Annotated in this window: 23 protein-coding genes; 16 read left to right on the top strand and 7 right to left on the bottom strand. The window is 61.3% G+C overall.

Annotation, left to right across the window (positions count from 1 at the left end; genetic code table 11):
• Positions 1–63: 63 nt before the first annotated feature.
• Positions 64–1,479 carry a metalloprotease TldD gene (gene tldD / locus SPHINGO391_RS15145; RefSeq protein ID WP_152009607.1) on the bottom strand — a complete coding sequence of 472 codons (1,416 nt, stop codon included), beginning with the start codon at positions 1,477–1,479 and terminating at the stop codon, positions 64–66.
• A gap of 78 nt (positions 1,480–1,557) precedes the next feature.
• On the opposite strand from tldD, the gene SPHINGO391_RS15140 reads away from it, so the two are divergent.
• On the top strand, positions 1,558–1,863 hold the full coding sequence (locus tag SPHINGO391_RS15140) for a hypothetical protein (protein ID WP_152009606.1): 306 nt from the start codon (positions 1,558–1,560) through the stop codon (positions 1,861–1,863).
• Positions 1,856–2,275 carry a DUF1801 domain-containing protein gene (locus SPHINGO391_RS15135; protein WP_152009605.1) on the top strand — a complete coding sequence of 140 codons (420 nt, stop codon included), beginning with the start codon at positions 1,856–1,858 and terminating at the stop codon, positions 2,273–2,275. Before SPHINGO391_RS15140 ends, SPHINGO391_RS15135 begins: the two co-directional genes overlap by 8 nt.
• Positions 2,276–2,300: 25 nt before the next feature.
• Here the strand turns inward: SPHINGO391_RS15135 and SPHINGO391_RS15130 are convergent, their stop codons facing one another.
• Positions 2,301–2,831, bottom strand: coding sequence for an invasion associated locus B family protein (locus SPHINGO391_RS15130; RefSeq protein ID WP_152009604.1), 531 nt, complete (start codon positions 2,829–2,831; stop codon positions 2,301–2,303).
• A 56-nt stretch (positions 2,832–2,887) separates the two neighbouring features.
• Between SPHINGO391_RS15130 and SPHINGO391_RS15125 the strand changes: the two genes are divergently transcribed.
• The 13 genes from SPHINGO391_RS15125 to rnhA all read left to right on the top strand — a co-directional run bounded on the left by SPHINGO391_RS15125 (position 2,888) and on the right by rnhA (position 12,656).
• Positions 2,888–3,043, top strand: coding sequence for a hypothetical protein (locus SPHINGO391_RS15125; RefSeq protein ID WP_193217304.1), 156 nt, complete (start codon positions 2,888–2,890; stop codon positions 3,041–3,043).
• Positions 3,044–3,211: 168 nt separating this feature from the next.
• The gene (gene coxB, locus SPHINGO391_RS15120) at positions 3,212–4,087 is read left to right on the top strand and encodes a cytochrome c oxidase subunit II (RefSeq protein WP_152009603.1); all 876 of its coding nucleotides are present in this window, start codon (positions 3,212–3,214) and stop codon (positions 4,085–4,087) included.
• 18 nt (positions 4,088–4,105) lie between these two features.
• Complete coding sequence (gene ctaD / locus SPHINGO391_RS15115; protein WP_152009602.1) at positions 4,106–5,761, top strand: cytochrome c oxidase subunit I; 1,656 nt, start codon at positions 4,106–4,108, stop codon at positions 5,759–5,761.
• Between the two features lie 127 nt (positions 5,762–5,888).
• Positions 5,889–6,830 (top strand): heme o synthase, encoded by a 942-nt coding sequence (locus tag SPHINGO391_RS15110; RefSeq protein ID WP_244615434.1) that lies wholly within the window; start codon positions 5,889–5,891, stop codon positions 6,828–6,830.
• 2 nt (positions 6,831–6,832) lie between these two features.
• The gene (locus SPHINGO391_RS15105) at positions 6,833–6,982 is read left to right on the top strand and encodes a hypothetical protein (protein WP_193217303.1); all 150 of its coding nucleotides are present in this window, start codon (positions 6,833–6,835) and stop codon (positions 6,980–6,982) included.
• A 10-nt stretch (positions 6,983–6,992) separates the two neighbouring features.
• Complete coding sequence (locus SPHINGO391_RS15100; RefSeq protein ID WP_152009600.1) at positions 6,993–7,595, top strand: cytochrome c oxidase assembly protein; 603 nt, start codon at positions 6,993–6,995, stop codon at positions 7,593–7,595.
• A 63-nt stretch (positions 7,596–7,658) separates the two neighbouring features.
• Positions 7,659–8,534 carry a cytochrome c oxidase subunit 3 gene (locus SPHINGO391_RS15095; RefSeq protein WP_152009599.1) on the top strand — a complete coding sequence of 292 codons (876 nt, stop codon included), beginning with the start codon at positions 7,659–7,661 and terminating at the stop codon, positions 8,532–8,534.
• Between the two features lie 98 nt (positions 8,535–8,632).
• Positions 8,633–9,016, top strand: a complete 384-nt coding sequence (locus SPHINGO391_RS15090) for a DUF983 domain-containing protein (RefSeq protein WP_152009598.1) — start codon at positions 8,633–8,635, stop codon at positions 9,014–9,016.
• 52 nt (positions 9,017–9,068) lie between these two features.
• The gene (locus tag SPHINGO391_RS15085) at positions 9,069–9,758 is read left to right on the top strand and encodes an SURF1 family protein (protein WP_152011583.1); all 690 of its coding nucleotides are present in this window, start codon (positions 9,069–9,071) and stop codon (positions 9,756–9,758) included.
• Between the two features lie 70 nt (positions 9,759–9,828).
• The gene (locus tag SPHINGO391_RS15080) at positions 9,829–10,197 is read left to right on the top strand and encodes a DUF1304 domain-containing protein (RefSeq protein ID WP_152009597.1); all 369 of its coding nucleotides are present in this window, start codon (positions 9,829–9,831) and stop codon (positions 10,195–10,197) included.
• Positions 10,198–10,225: 28 nt separating this feature from the next.
• Positions 10,226–11,224, top strand: coding sequence for a 4-hydroxy-3-methylbut-2-enyl diphosphate reductase (gene ispH, locus SPHINGO391_RS15075; protein WP_152009596.1), 999 nt, complete (start codon positions 10,226–10,228; stop codon positions 11,222–11,224).
• A gap of 2 nt (positions 11,225–11,226) precedes the next feature.
• Entirely contained in the window at positions 11,227–12,207 is a 981-nt protein-coding gene (locus tag SPHINGO391_RS15070) for a homoserine kinase (protein WP_152009595.1), read from the top strand.
• Entirely contained in the window at positions 12,204–12,656 is a 453-nt protein-coding gene (rnhA, locus tag SPHINGO391_RS15065) for a ribonuclease HI (RefSeq protein ID WP_152009594.1), read from the top strand. The genes SPHINGO391_RS15070 and rnhA overlap by 4 nt, the downstream gene beginning before the upstream one ends.
• 33 nt (positions 12,657–12,689) lie before the next feature.
• Here the strand turns inward: rnhA and SPHINGO391_RS15060 are convergent, their stop codons facing one another.
• Entirely contained in the window at positions 12,690–13,175 is a 486-nt protein-coding gene (locus SPHINGO391_RS15060) for a peroxiredoxin (protein WP_152009593.1), read from the bottom strand.
• 95 nt (positions 13,176–13,270) lie between these two features.
• The gene (locus SPHINGO391_RS15055; protein WP_193217302.1) at positions 13,271–14,110 is read right to left on the bottom strand and encodes a protein-disulfide reductase DsbD domain-containing protein; all 840 of its coding nucleotides are present in this window, start codon (positions 14,108–14,110) and stop codon (positions 13,271–13,273) included.
• Positions 14,111–14,298: 188 nt separating this feature from the next.
• Between SPHINGO391_RS15055 and SPHINGO391_RS15050 the strand changes: the two genes are divergently transcribed.
• Positions 14,299–14,928 carry a YqgE/AlgH family protein gene (locus SPHINGO391_RS15050; protein WP_152009591.1) on the top strand — a complete coding sequence of 210 codons (630 nt, stop codon included), beginning with the start codon at positions 14,299–14,301 and terminating at the stop codon, positions 14,926–14,928.
• Between the two features lie 55 nt (positions 14,929–14,983).
• On the opposite strand, the gene SPHINGO391_RS15045 is transcribed toward SPHINGO391_RS15050, so the two are convergent.
• Genes SPHINGO391_RS15045 through SPHINGO391_RS15035 form a run of 3 tightly spaced genes read right to left on the bottom strand, consistent with a single transcriptional unit; the run spans position 14,984 to position 19,854 of the window.
• Positions 14,984–17,869 (bottom strand): EAL domain-containing protein, encoded by a 2,886-nt coding sequence (locus SPHINGO391_RS15045; RefSeq protein WP_152009590.1) that lies wholly within the window; start codon positions 17,867–17,869, stop codon positions 14,984–14,986.
• Positions 17,870–17,913: 44 nt separating this feature from the next.
• Entirely contained in the window at positions 17,914–18,534 is a 621-nt protein-coding gene (locus tag SPHINGO391_RS15040) for a GNAT family protein (protein ID WP_152009589.1), read from the bottom strand.
• Between the two features lie 21 nt (positions 18,535–18,555).
• Positions 18,556–19,854 (bottom strand): pitrilysin family protein, encoded by a 1,299-nt coding sequence (locus SPHINGO391_RS15035; RefSeq protein ID WP_152009588.1) that lies wholly within the window; start codon positions 19,852–19,854, stop codon positions 18,556–18,558.
• Between the last annotated feature and the right edge of the window lie 4 nt (positions 19,855–19,858).

The following is a 19,858-nucleotide window of genomic DNA, read 5'->3' as shown; positions in this document are numbered from 1 at the left end:
CCGCCGTCATTCTGTTTGCCTAGATCTGTCGCTCTCGTCTGGTCTGCGGCCGCGGCGTCAGGCTCAGGCCTGGGTGCCGCCAACTGTCATGGCGTTCATCAGCAGGTGGGGCTGGCCGACGCCGACCGGAACGCTCTGTCCGGCCTTGCCGCACATGCCGATGCCGGTATCGAGCGCTGAATCGTTTCCGACCATCGAGATCCGTTGCATGGCTTCCGGGCCGTTGCCGATCAGCATTGCGCCGGTGACCGGCGCGCCGATCTTGCCGTCCTCGATCATGTAGGCCTCGGTGCAGCCGAAGACGAACTTGCCCGAGGTGATATCGACCTGGCCGCCGCCGAAGGAAACCGCGTAAAGCCCTTTCTTGACCGATGAGATCATCTCCTCCGGGCTCCGGTCACCCGACAGCATATAGGTGTTGGTCATCCGCGGCATCGGCTGGTGGGCATAGGACTGCCGGCGTCCGTTGCCTGTGGCCTTCATGCCCATCAGCCGGGCATTCTGCCTGTCCTGCATGTAGCCCACCAGGATGCCGTCCTCGATCAGCACGTTGTAGCCCGACGGCGTGCCCTCATCGTCCACCGACAACGAGCCACGCCGTCCCTCGATGGTGCCGTCATCGACCACCGTGACGCCCTTGGACGCCACACGCTCGCCCAGCAGCCCGGCAAAGGCGGAGGTCTTCTTGCGGTTGAAATCGCCTTCAAGCCCATGTCCGACAGCTTCGTGCAGCATGACCCCGGGCCAGCCGGCGCCGAGTACCACGTCCATCGTGCCTGCAGGCGCGGGTACGGCATCAAGGTTGACAAGCGCCTGCCGCAGAGCCTCGTCGGCACCGTGCCGCCAGCTTTCATCGGTCAGGAAGTCGCCGAACAGCTTGCGTCCGCCCATGCCGTAGGATCCGGTTTCCTGCCGGTCGCCGACACCTGCGACCACAGAAATATTGAGCCGGGCGAGGGGACGCACGTCGCGCACCCGGTGACCGTCGGCACGCATGATTTCCACGACTTGCCAGTTTGCGGCGATTGAAACCGAAACCTGGCGGACCCGTTCATCCTTGTTGCGCAGGTAGTGGTCGATGCTTTGCAGCAGCTTGACCTTGTCTTCGAAGCCCGGCGCCGCAAGCGGATTTTCGGCAGTGTAGAGCAGCTTGTTGGTGCGTTGCGGTGCCGCCGAATAGCTGCCGCTGGCGCCACGCGTGACCGCTGAAACCGCGTCTGCGGCCCTCATCAGCGCGGCTTCGGACAATTCACCCGCATGGGCATAGCCGGAAGTCTCGCCCAGCACCGAGCGCAGCCCGAATCCGCGATCCGTCGCATAGGCGCCGGATTTCAGTTTGCCGTTGTCAAAGACCAGGGATTCCGTTTCCTCGTACTCGAGATAGAGTTCGCCGTCGTCGGCATCCTTGAGCGCATCGGCGACGATCCTCTCGACCTTGGCTTCCGAGATGTCGAATTGGCTTGCGAGCGGGTCCTGCATGGTCTTGTCCATTCTGAAAAGCAGCGTTTCCGGTGTATATAGGTAGTCTGGCCTGGATTGAAACACGGAGGCAGGGCAGTGGACAAAATCACAGTCGAGAATGTCAATCACCCGGGCAAATCCGAGCGGGTGAACAGAGAGAAATATGTTGCCATGCGCGATGCCATGGTGGCGGTTTTGAGCCGCCAGGCGGAGGCTGTAGATTATACGACTATCAAGCAAGGCGTAAAACCGCTCCTGCCGCAGACCCTTTTCCCCGGCGGAGCCACCTCCGGCTGGTGGATCAAATGTGTGCAGCTCGATCTTGAGGCAAAGGGCAGTCTTGCGCGCACGAAGGACAAGCCGCTGCGGTTTTATCTGACGCAGGACCACGACAATGGCTGAGAACAAGACCCAGCCCACGTCGCTCGACCCCAACCGGGTCATGGCGGAGATCACGGACGGCAATCGCCGGTTTGATGTGGAAACACTCGACGCGCTGTTGCGCCGCCTTTCCGGTTCGCCCCCGGTCATGTGGGGACCGGCCATGTTCGGCTATGGCACGTATCGGTACAGCTATGCGTCAGGCCGCCAGGGCGAGTTCTTTCGCTGCGGATTTGCGTCGAGAAGCCGGGACCTGGTGGTCTATGTGATGTCCGGCTTCGGTGGCCTTGAGCAGGAACTCGACCGCCTCGGCCCGCACAGGACCGGCAAGTCCTGTCTTTATCTTAAGAAGCTCGACGCCATCGACATGGCCGTGCTCGAGCGTATCCTGGCCCGGTCGCTCGCGGTCATGGCTGAACGCTATCCGGTTTAAGGCAACGCTTTCCCGGGGGGCTGTCTTACGGCAGCGCGGCGTATCCGTCGGTGAAACCTGCCAGGTCGACCGGAATGCCGATGCCCTCTTCCGGCGTCTGGAAGACGATGAAGGTGGCCGTGGTGCCGCCGCGCAAGGTGGTCAGCAGCGTTTCGTCGAGAATGACCTCGGCGTAGCAGCCATCGGAAAAGCAGCGGACGAAATAGGCCCTGCCGATATCCTTGCCATCAACATTGAGGCCCAGTCCGGACGGCAACAGCACGCCAAGCGGCGCCAGAACGCGCAGGATGCGGGCCTGCTGGTCGGCGGTCTTCAGCACCACCACAGACAGGCCGACCTCCGGCCTGTCGTCGGCGATGACGTTCTGCATCAGAGCGCATTGCTCGCCGGGCGCGCCGGCAGGAGTGTCGCAGACAACCGACCATGCCCCGTGGGAGGATTTGACCTTGCCGGCCTGCTGGGCGTCCGCCTGTGTGGCAAGACCCAGGCCTCCGGCAAGTATCAGGCCGGTGAATGCAGCCCTGAAAACACGGTTCGATTTTGGTGCAAATGCCATTTCAACTCCATGGAACGGCCGAATCATCGCTCATTTTGTAAATGGGCGAGGCCAAATTGAAACCCTTCGTCGTCACTCTCAGTCGTTTTGTACGGCAAAAATGCGGCTTTGCGGCAACTTGGGTGCGTCAAAATCAGACACTGGCCGGTCTGGTGTTTCCCGATGCCATGCCGCTGCAGCACCAATTGTTGCAAAAAATGTGGCCTGAATAGTATTTGTGGGCCCATTCCGATGGTTTCGCGCGGCGCCGCGCAAAAATGCCGCATGATCAGCAGGTGACGACAGTTGCGGGCGATGTCATTCTGTGGTTTGAAGCGCCAATCTAATTGAGGGATTCCGTCTGGTCACGCAGGCGGCACGATACTCGAGGGAGACATAACGTGACCAACAAGCTTTCTGCAGGGCTTGCCGCGCTGGTTTCATTGGGCGCGAGCCCCGCTTTGGCAGCGCAGCCAGTTGACTGGCAGTTGGGCTTCCAGCCCGCCGCCACTGAAATCATGGCCCAGATCCGCGGCTTCGAGACCTACACACTCTGGTTCATCGTGCCGATCACACTCTTTGTGCTGGCCCTTCTGGTCTATGCAATGGTGAAGTTCCGCGCCGGAGCCAACCCGACTCCTTCCAAGACCAGCCACAATTCGCTGATCGAGGTGATCTGGACGCTGGGTCCGGTGGTCATCCTTCTGGCGATCGCCATTCCCTCCTTTAACCTGCTGACCGCGCAGTATTCTCCGCCGGAAGCCGATTACACGGTCAAGGCCACCGGATATCAGTGGTATTGGGGTTACGAGTATCAGACCGAAGGCGAAGTTTCCTTCGACTCGCTGATGCTGCAGGAAAGTGACCGCGCCGATTATGGCAAGGAAGACGTTGCTGCCTATCCCCGTCTCCTGGCTGTGGACAACGAGTTCGTGGTTCCCGTCGGCAAGACGGTCCGTCTCTTGGTGACCGCCGCGGACGTTCTTCACGCCTTCGCCATGCCGGCATTTGGCGTCAAGATGGATGCCGTTCCGGGCCGTCTGAACGAGACCTGGTTCAAGGCCGAGGCAGAAGGTCTCTATTACGGCCAGTGTTCCGAGCTTTGCGGCAAGGACCACGCCTACATGCCGATCGCGATCCGCGTCGTTTCCCAGGATCAGTTCGATGCATGGCTGACCGCTGCCGCCGACGATGTCGAAGCCGCCAATCGCAACCTTGTTGCAGCCATCGAAGCCGACGCGAAGTCGGTCGATGTTGCCGCCAATGATCAGAATTAAGAGAGGGGACTGAGACCAATGGCCGGTTCAACTGTCGCTCACGACGATCACGATCACAAGCCGCAAGGTTTTGTGCGTCGCTGGATGTACTCCACCAACCACAAGGATATCGGGACGCTCTACCTGATCTTCGCGATCATCGCGGGCATCATCGGTGGCGCGCTTTCCATTGCCATGCGCATGGAACTGCAAGAGCCCGGTATTCAGATCTTCCACGGCCTGGCCGCCATGGTCTATGGCTTCGAGGGTGACTCCGCCATTGACGGTGGCAAGCACATGTACAACGTGTTCACCACCGCCCATGGCCTGATCATGATCTTCTTCATGGTCATGCCGGCCCTGATCGGCGGTTTTGCCAACTGGATGGTTCCGATCATGATCGGCGCGCCGGACATGGCGTTCCCGCGGATGAACAACATCTCGTTCTGGCTTCTTCCGCCGGCCTTTATCCTGCTGCTCCTTTCGATGTTCGTCGAAGGTCCCGCGGGCGCCTACGGCACCGGTGGTGGCTGGACAATTTACCCGCCGCTTTCCACCAGCGGACAGCCTGGTCCAGCCATGGACTTCGCCATCTTGTCGCTGCACGTGGCTGGCGCCTCCTCGATCCTGGGTGCGATCAACTTCATCACCACCATCTTCAACATGCGCGCGCCGGGCATGACCCTGCACAAGATGCCGCTGTTTGCCTGGTCGGTGCTGATCACCGCATTCCTGCTGCTCCTGTCGCTTCCGGTTCTGGCTGGTGGCATCACCATGCTTCTGACCGACCGTAACTTCGGCACCGCGTTCTTTGCGCCCGAAGGCGGCGGCGACCCGATCCTGTTCCAGCACCTGTTCTGGTTCTTCGGTCACCCGGAAGTCTACATCCTGATCCTGCCGGCCTTCGGCATCATCAGCCACATCATCTCGACCTTCTCGCGCAAGCCGGTGTTCGGTTATCTCGGGATGGCCTATGCCATGGTCGCGATCGGTGCCGTCGGCTTCATCGTCTGGGCTCACCACATGTACACGGTTGGCCTGTCGCTCAACACGCAGCGTTACTTCGTCTTCGCCACCATGGTGATCGCGGTTCCGACAGGCGTGAAGATCTTCTCCTGGATCGCGACGATGTGGGGTGGTTCGATCACCTTCCGCACCCCGATGCTCTGGGCGATCGGGTTCATCTTCCTGTTCACCGTTGGCGGTGTGACGGGCGTGCAGCTCGCCAATGCCGGTCTCGACCGCGCCATGCACGACACTTACTACGTGGTTGCTCACTTCCACTACGTTCTGTCGCTGGGTGCCGTGTTCGCCATCTTCGCCGGCTGGTACTACTGGTTCCCGAAGATGACCGGCTACATGTACAACCCGACGGTTGCCCGCATCCACTTCTGGGTCACCTTTGTCGGCGTCAACTTGGTGTTCTTCCCGCAGCACTTCCTCGGTCTTGCCGGCATGCCGCGTCGTTACATCGACTATCCGGATGCCTTTGCCGGCTGGAACGCCATCTCGTCCTACGGTTCCTACATCTCGGGCGTGGGCGTGCTGATCTTCCTCTGGGGCGTCTGGGAAGCCTTCGCCAAGAAGCGCATCGCCGGTGACAATCCCTGGGGCGAGGGTGCGACCACGCTCGAATGGCAGCTGACTTCGCCGCCGCCATACCACCAGTGGGAACAGCTGCCGCGCATCAAGTAAGCGCCTGCGCAGCCGGTATGAGAAACAGACCGCCGGGCCAGCCGGCGGTCTGAGTTTGCAACCGGACGGAAGACATGTCCGGTCCCCGGACCTCGGGGAAACAGGGAAAGGCAAATTGCCCATGGCAATGACCAACGAACATGAAGCTCTGACCGATCCCGCATCGGTGGCCATTCACGATGGCGATGCGCGCGACTTCTTCGCGCTGCTCAAGCCGCGTGTCATGTCGCTGGTTGTCTTCACGGCACTGGTCGGCCTGCTGATGGCGCCCGGCCAGATCCATCCTGTGATCGGCTTCCTCGCGATCCTTGCGATTGCCGTCGGCGGTGGCGCATCAGGCGCACTCAACATGTGGTACGATGCCGATATCGACCAGATGATGGGCCGGACCGCCAAGCGTCCCATTCCCGCCGGCCGTATTTCTGCCGAGACCACATTGGCTTTCGGCCTGTTCCTGTCGGTGTTTTCGGTCGCCACACTGGGCCTGATGGTCAACTGGTTGTCGGCCGGGCTGCTGGCGTTCACGATTTTCTTTTACGCTGTCGTCTACACGATGTGGCTCAAGCGGCTGACGCCGCAGAACATCGTTATCGGCGGTGCCGCCGGTGCCTTCCCGCCGATTATCGGCTGGGCCTGCGTGACCAATTCGATCTCGCTTGAAAGCATCGCGCTGTTCGCGATCATCTTTTTGTGGACGCCTGCCCATTTCTGGGCCCTGGCGCTGTTCAAGTCCGAGGATTATGGCCGGGCAGGAGTTCCCATGCTCCCAAACGTCGCCGGTGAACGCACCACCAAGAACCAGATTGTCCTCTATGCGGTGCTGACCGCTCTCAGCGGCATAGTCCCGTCAGTCATGGGGTTTGCCGGGCTGGTTTACGGTGCCATCGCCGCAGTGCTGGGCGCTGGCTTTATCTGGTATTCGATCCAGGTCTGGCGCATGCCCGACGGCGACAAGAAAATGATCCCTGCCAAGAAGCTCTTCGGCTATTCGCTGCTGTACCTGTTCGCGATCTTCACCGCGCTCCTGGTTGATGCGCTGGTGACCAAGTTCTTCGGTCTGGTGGCGTGATCATGGAAAAAGTCGAACTGACCGAACAGCAGAAGAAGGCACGGCGCTCAAGGTCCGTCGCGCTTGGCATTGCGCTGGCTGTCCTGGCTGTCCTGTTTTACGTGGTGACCATCATCAAGATCGGCCCAGGCATCTTCGACCGGGCGATGTGAGGAGGAAACGATGAGCAGCGACCCGAATGAAGTAACCAAGACGCGAGCCAACAAGCGCGTTGTCGTGGCCTGTTCGGCGTTTGTAGCCTCGATGATCGGCGTCAGCTACGCTGCCGTGCCGCTCTATCAGCTGTTTTGCCAGGTGACCGGTTATGGTGGCACCACGCAGCGGGTCGAGCAGATGTCCGACACGGTTCTCGATCGTACCATCAAGGTGCGCTTCGATTCGAATGTCGCGGGCGGTCTGCCCTGGTACTTCAAGCCGGTGCAGCGGGAAGTTGAGCTCAGGATCGGCGAAACCGTTCAGGTGTCCTATACGGCCATGAACACGTCCGACGTGGCCACCACCGGCCAAGCGACCTTCAACGTCACGCCGATGGCGGCTGGTGCCTACTTCAACAAGATCCAGTGTTTCTGCTTTACCGAAAGCGAATTGAAGCCTGGCGAGACAATAGACATGCCCGTCGTCTTCTTCGTCGATCCGGCGATTGTCGACGACCTTGACGCCAAGGACATTTCCACAATCACGCTCTCTTACACTTTCTTCGCTCATGCATCGGAAAAACCCGTTGCAGCGGTGGCGGAGCCGGTGCAAGACAGGAACACCTTGTAAGACCAACACTGCGCCGGACGGGTGGTCCGGCACAGGAATGATGACCATCGGGGAAAAGCTGACATGGCCGACGCACATCAAAAACATCACGACTATCACATCATCGACCCGAGCCCGTGGCCTCTGGTCGGGTCGATCGGCGCGCTCGTCATGGCGCTCGGCGGCATCGGCTGGATGCAGGGAATGCGCGGCGCCGAATCATTGCTCGGCCTTCCGATCACCAACCCGGTCCTCTTCCTTGTTGGCTTTGCCATCGTTCTCTACACCATGATCGGCTGGTGGGGCGCGACCATCAAGGAAGCACACGAGGGGCATCACACCCGCGTGGTCGGCCTGCATCTTCGCTATGGCATGATCATGTTCATCGCGTCTGAAGTGATGTTCTTCGTCGCCTGGTTCTGGGCCTTCTTCGATGCAAGCCTGTTCCCCGATGAAGCCGCACAGGTTGCCCGCGCCGCCTTCACCGGTGGCCAGTGGCCGCCGGCCGGCATCGAGGTGCTCGATCCGCTGCACCTGCCGCTCTACAACACCATCATCCTGCTTCTGTCTGGAACCACCGTCACCTGGGCGCACCACGCGCTGCTGCACGGCGACCGCAAGGGCCTGATCTACGGTCTGACCCTGACCATCGTGCTCGGCATGATCTTCTCCGGCGTACAGGCCTACGAATATTCGGTTGCTCCGTTCGACTTCAAGGATTCGATCTACGGCGCCACCTTCTACATGGCCACCGGCTTCCACGGTTTCCACGTCCTGGTCGGAACCATCTTCCTGCTGGTCTGCCTGATCCGTGCGATGCGGGGGCATTTCACACCGAAACAGCATTTCGGCTTCGAAGCTGCAGCCTGGTACTGGCACTTCGTTGATGTCGTCTGGCTGTTCCTGTTCTTTGCGATCTACGTCTGGGCATCCTGGGGTGCGCCGATTTACCACCACTAGAACGCACTCGACTTCTTGTAGAAAGGGGCGGCGGGGAGACCTGCCGCCTCTTGCGTTTGAGTCCGGGGCGAGGCCCCGATGAGAAAGGAAAACAGACCATGTCAGATGACCAGGCGCATTATCCTCCAGTCGACGCGGTGTCTGTAGGCTTGCGCGGACGGTGTCCGCGTTGCGGGGAAGGGGCCTTGTTCAACGGCCTGCTCAGCGTCAAGCCGGAATGCGGTGTCTGCGGGCTTGACAATTCCTTTGCCGATGCAGGCGATGGCCCCGCCGTTTTTGTCATTCTCATCATCGGCTTTATCGTGGTTGGTCTCGCCCTCTGGCTTGAGGTCAATTACAGCCCGGCCCTGTGGGTGCATCTGATCATGTGGATCCCGCTGTCGACCATCCTCTCGCTGGTGCTGCTTCGCGCTCTCAAGGGCCTGATGATCGCGCTGCAGTTCCGCAACAAGGCAGCCGAGGGGCAGATCGACCGTGGCTGAAACCCAAGACCATGGTGCCTCCTCTGGCCGCACCTGGAAATTCTGGGCCGGAATGGTGCTCCTGCCGGGTGCCCTGGCTGTCCTGATCGCCCTCGGCACCTGGCAGGTCCAGCGCCTCTACTGGAAAGAGGACCTGCTGGCGGCAATCGAACAGCGCAGCACCGCCGAACCTGTCGGCCTCCAAGTGATCGAGGCATCGCTCGCCGCCGGCGAGCCGATCGATTATCAGGCAGCTCGCGCGTCCGGTCGATTCCTCAATGACAAGGAACGCCACTTCTTTGCAACATTCGAAGGGCAGTCCGGTTACTATGTCTACACGCCGCTTGAACTGGCGGACGGCCGCCTGCTCTTCGTCAATCGCGGTTTTGTGCCTTATGACCGCAAGGAGCCTTCGACACGGCCGCAGAGCCTGATCGAGGGGGAGCAGACGATCACCGGGCTCGCTCGCGCAAGGCTCGATGAAAAGCCCTCCTTCATGGTTCCCGACAACGATGAGCCGGGCAACATCTTCTACTGGAAAGACCTCGACAGGATGGCCGCTTCTGCTGGCCTGCAAACCGAGAAGGTGCTGCCGTTCTTCCTCGACGCGGACGCCACCCCGGTCGAAGGCGGGTTGCCCAGAGGTGGCGTGACGGTCATCAATCTGCCCAACAGCCACCTGCAATATGCCATCACCTGGTATGGGCTGGCGCTTGCCCTGCTGGGCGTCGCCTTGTTTGGCTGGCTGAAACGAAAATCCTGATCGCGGCTGGCGTGGCACCCTACAGGCATGCTAGCCCGGTATCGCAGATCAACAGGGGTAGGAATCTCCGGTGGCAATCCTTGCAATCATCCTGGTGGCGCTGATCGCGCTCGAGCATATCTACATACTCGTCCTCGAGATGTTTCTCTGGACCTCGCCGCGCGGCATGAAGGCGTTTGGCACCCGACCCGAGCAGGCCGCCCAGACCAGGGTGATGGCTGCCAATCAGGGGCTCTACAACGGGTTCCTCGCAGCCGGTCTGATCTGGTCGCTGCTCCATCCCGACGCCGGCTTTGCCTTCCAGCTCAAGCTGTTTTTCCTTGGCTGCGTTCTGGTCGCCGGTCTGTATGGTGGAGCAACCGCATCGCGCAAGATTTTCGTGATCCAGGCCCTTCCGGCCGCGATCGCCCTGATTGTTGTTGTGATTGCCGGCTGGTAGCGTGATGACCGTAACTGTTGATGAGCCAATGAACCGATCTCCCCTGACAATAAGGCTGTGCGGACCCCGCGGATTTTGCGCCGGTGTTGACCGCGCCATCCAGATCGTGGTTCTGGCGCTGAAGAAATACGGCGCGCCGGTCTATGTCCGCCATGAGATCGTCCACAACCGGTTCGTGGTCGAGGGGCTCGAGGCGCTTGGCGCGGTCTTCGTCGAGGAACTCGACGAGATCCCGCAGGAGCATCATGCCCAGCCGGTGATCTTTTCGGCCCACGGCGTTGCCAAGTCGGTGCCCGCCGACGCGGAAGCCCGCAACCTGTTCTATCTCGATGCCACCTGTCCGCTGGTCTCCAAGGTGCACAAGCAGGCAATGCGCCATGAGCGGCTCGGCCGGCATGTTGTGCTCATCGGCCACAAGGGCCATCCCGAGGTCATCGGCACCATGGGGCAACTGCCCCCCGGGGCAGTGACTCTCGTCGAGACCGTGGCGGATGTCGACGCCTTCGATCCCGCCGATCCCGCCGCCCTTGGCTTCGTCACGCAGACGACCCTGTCGGTGGATGACACTGCCGACGTGATCGAGCGGCTCAATCAGCGCTTCCCGGAGATCACCGCGCCGGCGGCGGAATCGATCTGCTACGCCACCACCAACCGCCAGGATGCGGTCAAGCAGGCTGCCCCCGGCTGCGACCTGTTCGTGGTTGTCGGTGCGCCCAATTCGTCCAATTCGAAGCGGTTGGTCGAGGTGGCGCTGAAGGCCGGGGCGAAGAAGTCCATCCTCTTGCAGCGTGCTCACGAGATCGACTGGGATGCCATCGGCGACATCCGGCTGCTCGGGCTTTCCGCAGGAGCCTCCGCGCCCGAGGTGGTGGTCGCCGAGATCATCGACGCCTTCAAGTCCCGCTTCGACGCCACAATCGAGCTCGCCGAGACGGTCCAGGAAACGGAAAACTTCCTGGTCAACCGTGAACTTCGCGATGTCGAACTCACCGCCGCCGACATGGCGTTTGTCAACGGAGCGCGCTGAGGATGGCTGTCTATACCGATGTAAACGAGGATCAGCTCAGGGCTTTTCTCGCGGAGTATGATGTCGGCACACTTTTGTCCTACAAGGGCATTGCCGAAGGGGTGGAGAACTCCAATTTCCTGCTGCGCACCAGCGGCGGCACTTTCATCCTCACGCTCTACGAGAAGCGGGTCAACCTTGACGATCTGCCGTTTTTTCTGGGGCTGATGGATCACCTCGCCCTCAAGGGCCTGAGCTGCCCGCTGCCCATCGAACGGAAGGACGGCGGACATCTGGGAGAACTGGCCGGTCGTCCGGCGGCGATGGTCTCGTTCCTTGACGGCGCCTGGCTGCGCAAGCCGCAGGCCGCTCATTGCCGCGAGGTCGGCAGGGCGCTGGCGGCCATGCACGTCGCCGGTAGTGATTTTCCGATCCGCCGCGCCAACGGGCTGACAGTGGCCAACTGGCGGCCCCTGTGGGACGGCTCGCGCGAACGCGCCGACGAGGTCCAGCCCGGCTTGCGCGAGGAGATCGATCTCGAACTGGCGGAGCTGGAAAAGAGTTGGCCCGCAGATCTGCCCGAGGGCGTGATCCATGCCGACCTGTTCCCCGACAATGTGTTCTTCATCGAAGACCGGCTGTCGGGCCTGATCGACTTCTATTTCGCCTGCAACGATTATCTCGCCTACGACGTTGCCATCTGCCTCAACGCCTGGTGCTTTGAAGCAGACGGGGCCTTTAACCACACCAAGGGCATGGCGCTGATCGACGGCTATGTCTCCGTGCGGCCGCTGGAGGGCAACGAGGCAGAGGCCTTGCCGCTACTGGCCCGCGGTGCGGCCCTGCGGTTCTTCCTCACCCGCCTGCACGACTGGCTGACCACGCCCGAAGGCGCACTGGTGGTCAAGAAGGATCCGCTCGAATATCTGCGCAAGCTGCGCTTCCATCGCCAGATCGGCTCAAGCTCGGAATACGGCCTTCGCACCAGGGATCTCATAAGTTGAAGCACGTGGAAATTTTCACCGACGGCGCCTGCTCGGGCAATCCCGGTCCGGGCGGCTGGGGCGCCATCCTGCGCCACGGCACCACGGTCAAGGAAATGTCGGGCGGCGAAGCCGAAACCACCAACAACCGAATGGAGCTGCTGGCTGCGATCACCGCGCTCAATGCATTGAAGAGCGCCTGCGAGGTCGATCTCCACACCGACAGCAAGTATGTCATGGATGGCATCTCGAAGTGGATTTTCGGCTGGAAGAAGAATGGCTGGAAGACCGCCGACAAGAAGCCGGTGAAGAACGCCGAGCTGTGGCAGGCGCTTGATCAGGCCAATCAGCGCCACAAGGTCAAGTGGCACTGGGTCAAGGGCCATGCCGGGCATCCCGAGAATGAACGCGCCGATGAGCTGGCGCGCGAAGGCATGGCACCCTTCAAAAGCAAAACGGCGTCCCGTTAGGACGCCGTCTGCAAGTCCGAATTTTCGTTCAGATCAGAGCTGGTCGAGAAGCGCTGCGGCGCCCGAGGCCACGGCTTGTCCAGGCGCATCCTCGATATTGAGCGCGGTGACGGTGCCGTCCTCGACAATCATCGAATAGCGCTTCGAGCGGATGCCGAGCGTGCCGGCCGACAGGTCGGCTTCCATGCCGATCGACTTGGTGAAGCCCGCGTCCCAGTCAGACAGGTAGCGCAGCTTGCCGGTGCCGTTGGTGGCCTTCTCCCAAGCACCCATGACAAAGGCGTCATTGACGGAGACGACGGCGATTTCGTCGACGCCCTTGGCCAGGATGGCGTCGCGGTTTTCGATGTAGCCCGGCAGGTGGTTGAGGTGGCAGGTCGGTGTAAACGCGCCTGGCACCGCGAACAGAACCACCTTTTTTCCGGCAAAAAGGTCGCTGACCTTGGTTTCCGCCATGCCGTCTGCGGTCTTTTCCTTGAAGGTGGCTTCAGGCAATTTGTCCCCAATAGCTATCGTCACGTCGGCGCTCCCTTGTGTGCCGTTGATGTCGTTTGCAATTTAGGCAATACCGTCCGGATTTCGAGTCTCAAGCATCGAGAAAATGTGGATGGTCCTCAATTCCCGGGAGCCGGAACCGCGGAAATGGATTGCCCAAGTGCACGTTGACCCAGAGTGACGACGACGTCGAGGGGCAGGGTGGCCGTGTCCAACCTACTCTTGGATGGCGGTTCGACCCGAACCGACCACTCTATCCTGCTGCCCTCATCGCGGATAAGTTCTGGCGGAGCGAAGGCAAAGCCCTCCGGCCCGGTGACAAACAGTTCCGGGGTAATCCCGGACGGGCGGAAGGCGGGCAATTTCGCCGAAATGGTAAGCTGTGTCGCATTGGTCTCCAGCTGTGCCGTTTCGACGCTGAAATCCGGGCCGGCGGTTTCCGGAAGGCGCGCGAACGCCGCATCCACAGCCTGTGCGGCGGCATCATGGCCCACGGTTTCCCCGGGAATGTCAACGACCAGTTCGGCCTGGAACGGAACGCAGATCTTTTCGCAAATGCCGATAAAGGCGGATGCGTGGATTTGAGCACCGCCCGATGCGGTCCGGCTGAAGGTCAGGGGAAACCGCACAGGTGCGGTGTATCCGGCCCAGATCGCGTAGCCGTCATCGACGCGCTCGGGTGGCGGATAGTGCATGGCCTCAAACGCAACGCCCCGGCTTTGCGAAAAGTCGATCATCGGGGGAATGCCGGCACCACCCGGGTCGCGCCAGTAGGTCTTCCAGCCGGGTTGCAGATCCACGTCCAGGAAACCGCCAATCAAGCCATCGTCGCGCGGTGCCGGATCGATCACCAGACGCATGCGCCCGCCCTCGGTCTCGGCCCATGCACTGTCAAGCGACCAGACCGGGGCAATGCCAACGCCAAGGCCGACCGCCAGACCCAGGAGGGCAGGCAGCATGGAGCGGACAGGTGATCTCAAGCGGAATATCGACATGGCCGCACCATAGCGGAGCCGGGGAGACGGAATCCAATCAATATGCGGCAGTCCCGGCTCATTTTTCCGTGACCGCGGAAGCAAGCCTGACGGAATGGACATCATGACAAGGTAGGTCTTTCCAAAATGCTGAAACTTGCTAGGCTTGAGCCATGATAGGGATCGAAAAACAGCTGTCCCGTGGCAGCCGCGGATGCCTCGACGGGCATTTCCTGATCGCCATGCCGGGGATGAACGACGAGCGCTTCGAGCGCACGGTGATCTTTGTTTGCGCTCACTCCGCCGATGGCGCCATGGGCTTCATTCTCAACCGGCCGCAGCCGCTGCAGTTCCATGAACTGCTCGCCAATCTTGATCTTGCCAGCCCCGAACCGCGGGGCGAGGAGCCGGTGGCTTCCGGGGAGGTCAGCGATAGTGCAATGGATTTTCCCATTCAGATCGGAGGGCCGGTCGAAGCAGGGCGAGGTTTCGTGCTGCACACTGACGATTACATGGGCGAATCCACCATGCCGGTGAATGATGATCTGTGCCTCACCGCGACCGTCGATATTCTTCGCGCCATCAAGCAGGGACGCGGCCCGAAACGCGGCATCATGCTTTTGGGTTATGCCGGCTGGGCGCCGGGGCAACTCGAAGAGGAAATTGCCGCCAACACCTGGCTGAGCTGCCCTGGGCGTGATGATATCGTCTTCGACAAGGACCATTCGGGAAAATATGACCGGGTGCTGGCTTCTATGGGCATCCAGCCGGCCATGTTGTCCAATCAGGCCGGTCACGCCTGACGCTCGTTACGCCTCAGGCTTTGCTGGGTTGCAGAGCACCTGTAAGCAGCCCGTCTCAGTTGGGCCGGCTTACCGGGAAGCGTTCCCTGAGCAGTTTCTGAACGGAGTCCGAACCGATCGGCGGACCGAACAGGAAACTCTGCCCGTAATCACACCCGATTTCCGAGAGCTTCATCGCGTCAGTCTCTGAAGCCACGCCCTCGGCAACCACCTGCATCTCGAGTTGCTTGGCGAGGTTGACGATGGAGCGGATCAGCACACCGCCCTTGTCCGAGGGGTCGACAACCAGCGACTTGTCGATCTTGATGGTCTTGAACGGGAACCGCGTCAGGTAGGACAGCGACGAGTGCCCCGTGCCGAAATCGTCAAGCGTCAGGCCAATGCCGACATCGGCGAGCCGCGACAGCGTCATCAGCGCCTGCTGCGGATTGTGCATCACCAGCGTCTCGGTCAGTTCGAGCCGGAAGTGCTTCGGGTCATTCTGTGTCGCCGAGATGATCTTGATCACGTCATTGCACAGGTCGCTCTTGAGCAACTGCGCGCTCGACAGGTTGACCGACATGAAGACCGGTATATCGCCGATGGCCATTTGCCATTGGGCGAGGTCTTCAGCCGCCTTCTTGAGCGAATACATGCCGAGTTCGAGGATCAGGTCGGATGCCTCGGCCACCGGAATGAACTCCGACGGCGGCACCGTGCCGCGTTTCGGGTCTTCCCATCGCAGCAGCGCTTCGAAGCCGGCGATTTCCGCATCCTTCAGCTCGACGATCGGCTGGTAGACCAGGGTCAGTTCATTGCGTTCCAGCGCCCGCCGCAGGTCGCTTTCCAGCCGCTGCCGGTCGGATCCGACAGTTCGGAATGCCGGACGGAACGGTTCGATCCGGTTGCCGCCGAAACGCTTGGCCTGGTACATGGCCAGTTCCGCATCCTTCATCAGGTCGTCGGGAACGGCATTGTTTTCCACCCATGTCACCAGGCCGATCGAAGCGGTCAGCCTGATATCCTGTCCGGCGAAATCGATCGGTGCGGAAATGGCCTTGGAGATCGCCTCGGCGAGGGCCGCGACCTTGACCGCTTCCTGCTCGGAGACCAGTACCAGCCCGAACTGGTCGCCGGAAATCCGCGCCAGTGTGTCCTGTGGCTTGAGCAGCCGTTTCAGCCGCCGCGTCAGCGCCAGCAGGATGGTATCGCCAACCGACATGCCGAGCCGATCATTGACCTGCTTGAAGCGGTCGAGATCGATCATGAAGACACTTGGCCGCACATTCGGGGTGGATTCGGCCAGGCTGATCATGCTTTGCAGCCGGTCAAGGAACAGCTGCCGGTTGGGCAGGCCGGTCAGGTTGTCGTGAACCGCGTTGTGCAGCAGCCGGTCTTCCGAGGTTTTCTGTTCGGTGACATCGATGATGGTCCCGACGCAGCGGATCACCTCGCTGTTGGAGCCGAGCACCGGCCGGGCCCTCAGCGCCATCCAGTGGTAATGGCCGTCCTCGGCGCGCATCCGGAACTGGTGATTGAGCCGGCCCTTGCGGTGTTCGAGCAGCACATCGAGCGTGGTGCGGAACCGGTCGCGGTCATCCGCATGGATGCGCGGCAACCAGTTGCGCGCAGGCCCTGCGAGCGCTCCCGGGGAAAGCCCCAGTTGCGGCGAAAGATCCGGTGAAGTGACCACCCGGTCGCGCACCACGTCCCAGTCCCAGACCGTGTCGCCCGATCCCGCCAGCGCCATGGCTTGCCGTTCCATGTCCGAGAACAGCCCCTGGTGATAGGCACCGCCCGCAAAGGCGTGCTGCATCACCGTGAAACCCATCAGCAGCACGATCAGCACCAGGCCGCCGCCGAGCGCCGGCTGCACGATGTCGTTGGCGAGCTGGCCCGTCACCGTCATCCAGGCGCCGAAAAGCCAGCACAATATTAGTGCCCAGGTGGGGATCAGCATCACCGCCCTGTCATAGCGGTTGAAACCGAGATAGGCGATCAGGGCCACGCCGGCCACGGCGGTTGCGGCGAAAGAGATGCGGGCGATCCCCGACGCCACCGGCGGGTCATAGATCGCCACCGCGAACAGTGCGCCCAGCCCGAGGATCCAGGCAACCGTCACATAGGAGAGATTGGTGTGCCACCGGTTGAGGTTGAGATAGGTGAACAGGAACACCACCAGCCCGGTGGCCAGCAGCACTTCCGTGCCCGACCGCCAGATCCGCTCATCGCCGGGTGTGACGCTGATGAGCTTGGAGAGAAAGCCGAAATCCACCGAGACATAAGCCAGCACCGCCCAGGCCAGCGCCGCCGTTGCTGGAAGCATCGAGGTGCCCTTGACCACGAACAGGATGGTCAGGAACACCGCCAGCAGACCTGCAATCCCCAGAACGATACCCCGGTACAGCGTGTAGGCGTTGACCGTATCCTTGTAGGCCTCGGGTTCCCACAGGTAGATTTGCGGCAGGTCGGGCGCGGCGAGTTCCGCCACGAAGGTGATGACGGTGCCCGGGTTCAGGGTGATCCGGAAGACATCGTCCTCGCTGCTTTCCACCTGGTCTAGCGCGAAACCCTCGCTCGGAGTAATACTGAGAATCCGCGTCGACCCGAGGTCCGGCCACAGAAGCCCCGATCCCACCAGCCGGAAATGGGGCGCGACGATCAGCCGGTCGATCTGCTCGTCGGTCACATTGGCGAGTGCGAAAACCGCCCAGTCACCGGAATGTTCCGTGGAGCTTGAACGGACCTCGATCCGGCGGACAATGCCGTCCGCTCCGGCCGCGGTCGACACCTGGAAGGCTTCGCCGCGCTGCTTGTAGATTTCGGTTGTGGCCGTAAGGTCGAGCGCGGTGTCATCACGGCTGATCTTGACCGGTTCGATCGCCTCCGCCACAGGCGCAAATCCTGCCACCATCAACAGGACGAGCGTGGCAAATGCCACAAGCGTGAAGTTGCCTGCCATGGCGCCTGAGCGCCTGAGCGGATTTGAACAGCCTTTGTATTTCATTATCCGGAACCGGATCCTTTCGCGCGTATCGACTGCCAGTCCTCGGCAATCAGCGCGTAAAGCAGGTGATCACGCCAGGCACCGTTTATCTTCAGGTAGCCGTTCAAGTATCCCTCACGCCGAAACCCGACCTTTTCAAGGAGGCGCTGGCTCCTTGCATTGTCCGGAATACAGGCCGCCTCTATCCGGTGCAACCGCATCCTGTCAAACACGTGGGGAAGGAGGGCTCTGAGCGCATCTGCCATCAGCCCCTGGCCTGCATGTTGTTCGCCCATCCAGTAGCCCAGGGTGCAGCTTTCCGCCACACCCCGCCTGATCGAACCCAGCGTTATTCCACCTGCAATGCGTCCATTGTGTTTCAGGCAGACAAAAAGCGGCAGCGCCGTACCGGCTTCCCGGTCGATGTCATAGCGGCGAATCCGGTAACGGAAGGCGCTGCGGGTCAGGTCGTCTTCCGCCCATTTCGGCTCCCAGGGTTCCAGAAAGCTCCGACTGGCCGCGCGCAGACGGCTCCATTCGGGGAAGTCTGCGATGACGGGATTGCGCAGAAAGGTTCGTTGCCCTTCGATCCGGAACTCTTCCTGGGTCCGGCTGCGGAATCGAAACACCGGAGGGGCCATGGCGGGGATAATCCTCAGCGCTTACTCGGCAGCGGCTGTTCGCCCGCCGTGCTGACCAAGAATGCCGGCCATGTCGGAAACCGAATGCAGCGCTTCCACCGGTCCGATCGCCGACACCGTGATCGGCGTGTCGAAGAACAGTTTTCCGGCAAGATCGGAAAGTCGTTGCGGCGTCAGGTTGGCAAGCCGTTCCATCAGCTCCTCGTTGCTCACCGGCCGGCCGAACAGCAGCATCTGCCGTGCGATCTGGCTTGCCCGGGCGGCGGGGCTTTCCTGGGCCATCAACAGGCCCGAACGGACCTGGGCCCTTGACCGGTTGATCTCCTGTTCCTCCACGCCGTCGGCGGTTTTGGCAAGTTCGGAAAGCACCACCGGGATGAGTTCGGCAAGATCTTCCGCACCGGTCGCGGCATGAACGCCGAACAGACCGGAATCCGAAAAGCCCCAGTGGAACGCGTAGACCGAATAGCAAAGGCCTCTTTTCTCGCGGACCTCCTGGAACAGCCGCGAGGACATTCCGCCGCCCAGGATGTTGGCCAGCAACTGCGAGCAGTAGAAGTCGCGAACCTGGTAGGCGCGGCCTTCGAACCCGATCAGCACCTGCGCATCCATCAGGTCGCGGCTCTCGCGGTAATCGCCGCCTGTGTAGCTCGCCGTCGGAATGGTGCGCAGCAGCGTGCCGGTCGGCTTGATGGTCTTGCCGAAGCTGTCGTCTATCAGCTTGACGAAGATGTCGTGATCCACAGCGCCTGCGGCCACCACAACGATACGGTCACCGGTGTAGTGGCGTGCCAGATAGGCACGGACCTGTTCCGGCGTGAACGCCTTGACGGTTTCGGGGGTGCCGAGGATCGGCCGGCCTATGGTCTGGTCGCGATAGGCCGCTTCGGTGAACTTGTCATAGACAACGTCATCGGGCGTGTCGTTGGCGGCCCCGATTTCCTGCAGAATGACGTGCTTCTCGCGCGTCAGCTCGCCTTCGTCGAAGACCGAGTTGGTCAGGATGTCATGCAGGATATCGACCGCCAGCGGCACATTGTCCTTGAGCACCCGGGCGTAATAGGCGGTTGTTTCGGTCGAGGTCGCCGCGTTGACTTCGCCACCGACATTCTCGATTTCCTCGGCGATCTGACGCGCGCTGCGCTTGTGCGTTCCCTTGAACGCCATGTGCTCGAGCAGGTGGGCGATACCGTGTTCCTGCGCGGTTTCGTCGCGGGATCCGGACTTCACCCAGACGCCGAGAGCCACGCTCTCGAGATGGGGCATTGTCTCGGTAACAACCGTGACGCCGTTGCTCAGGCGTGTTGTCTTGACTTTCATACTG

The sequence above is a fragment of the Hoeflea sp. EC-HK425 genome, assembly GCF_902498795.1.
GTDB lineage: Bacteria > Pseudomonadota > Alphaproteobacteria > Rhizobiales > Rhizobiaceae > Hoeflea > Hoeflea alexandrii.
The sequence above is the reverse complement of the archived record's forward strand: the minus strand, read 5'-3'. Positions and strand labels throughout refer to the sequence as shown.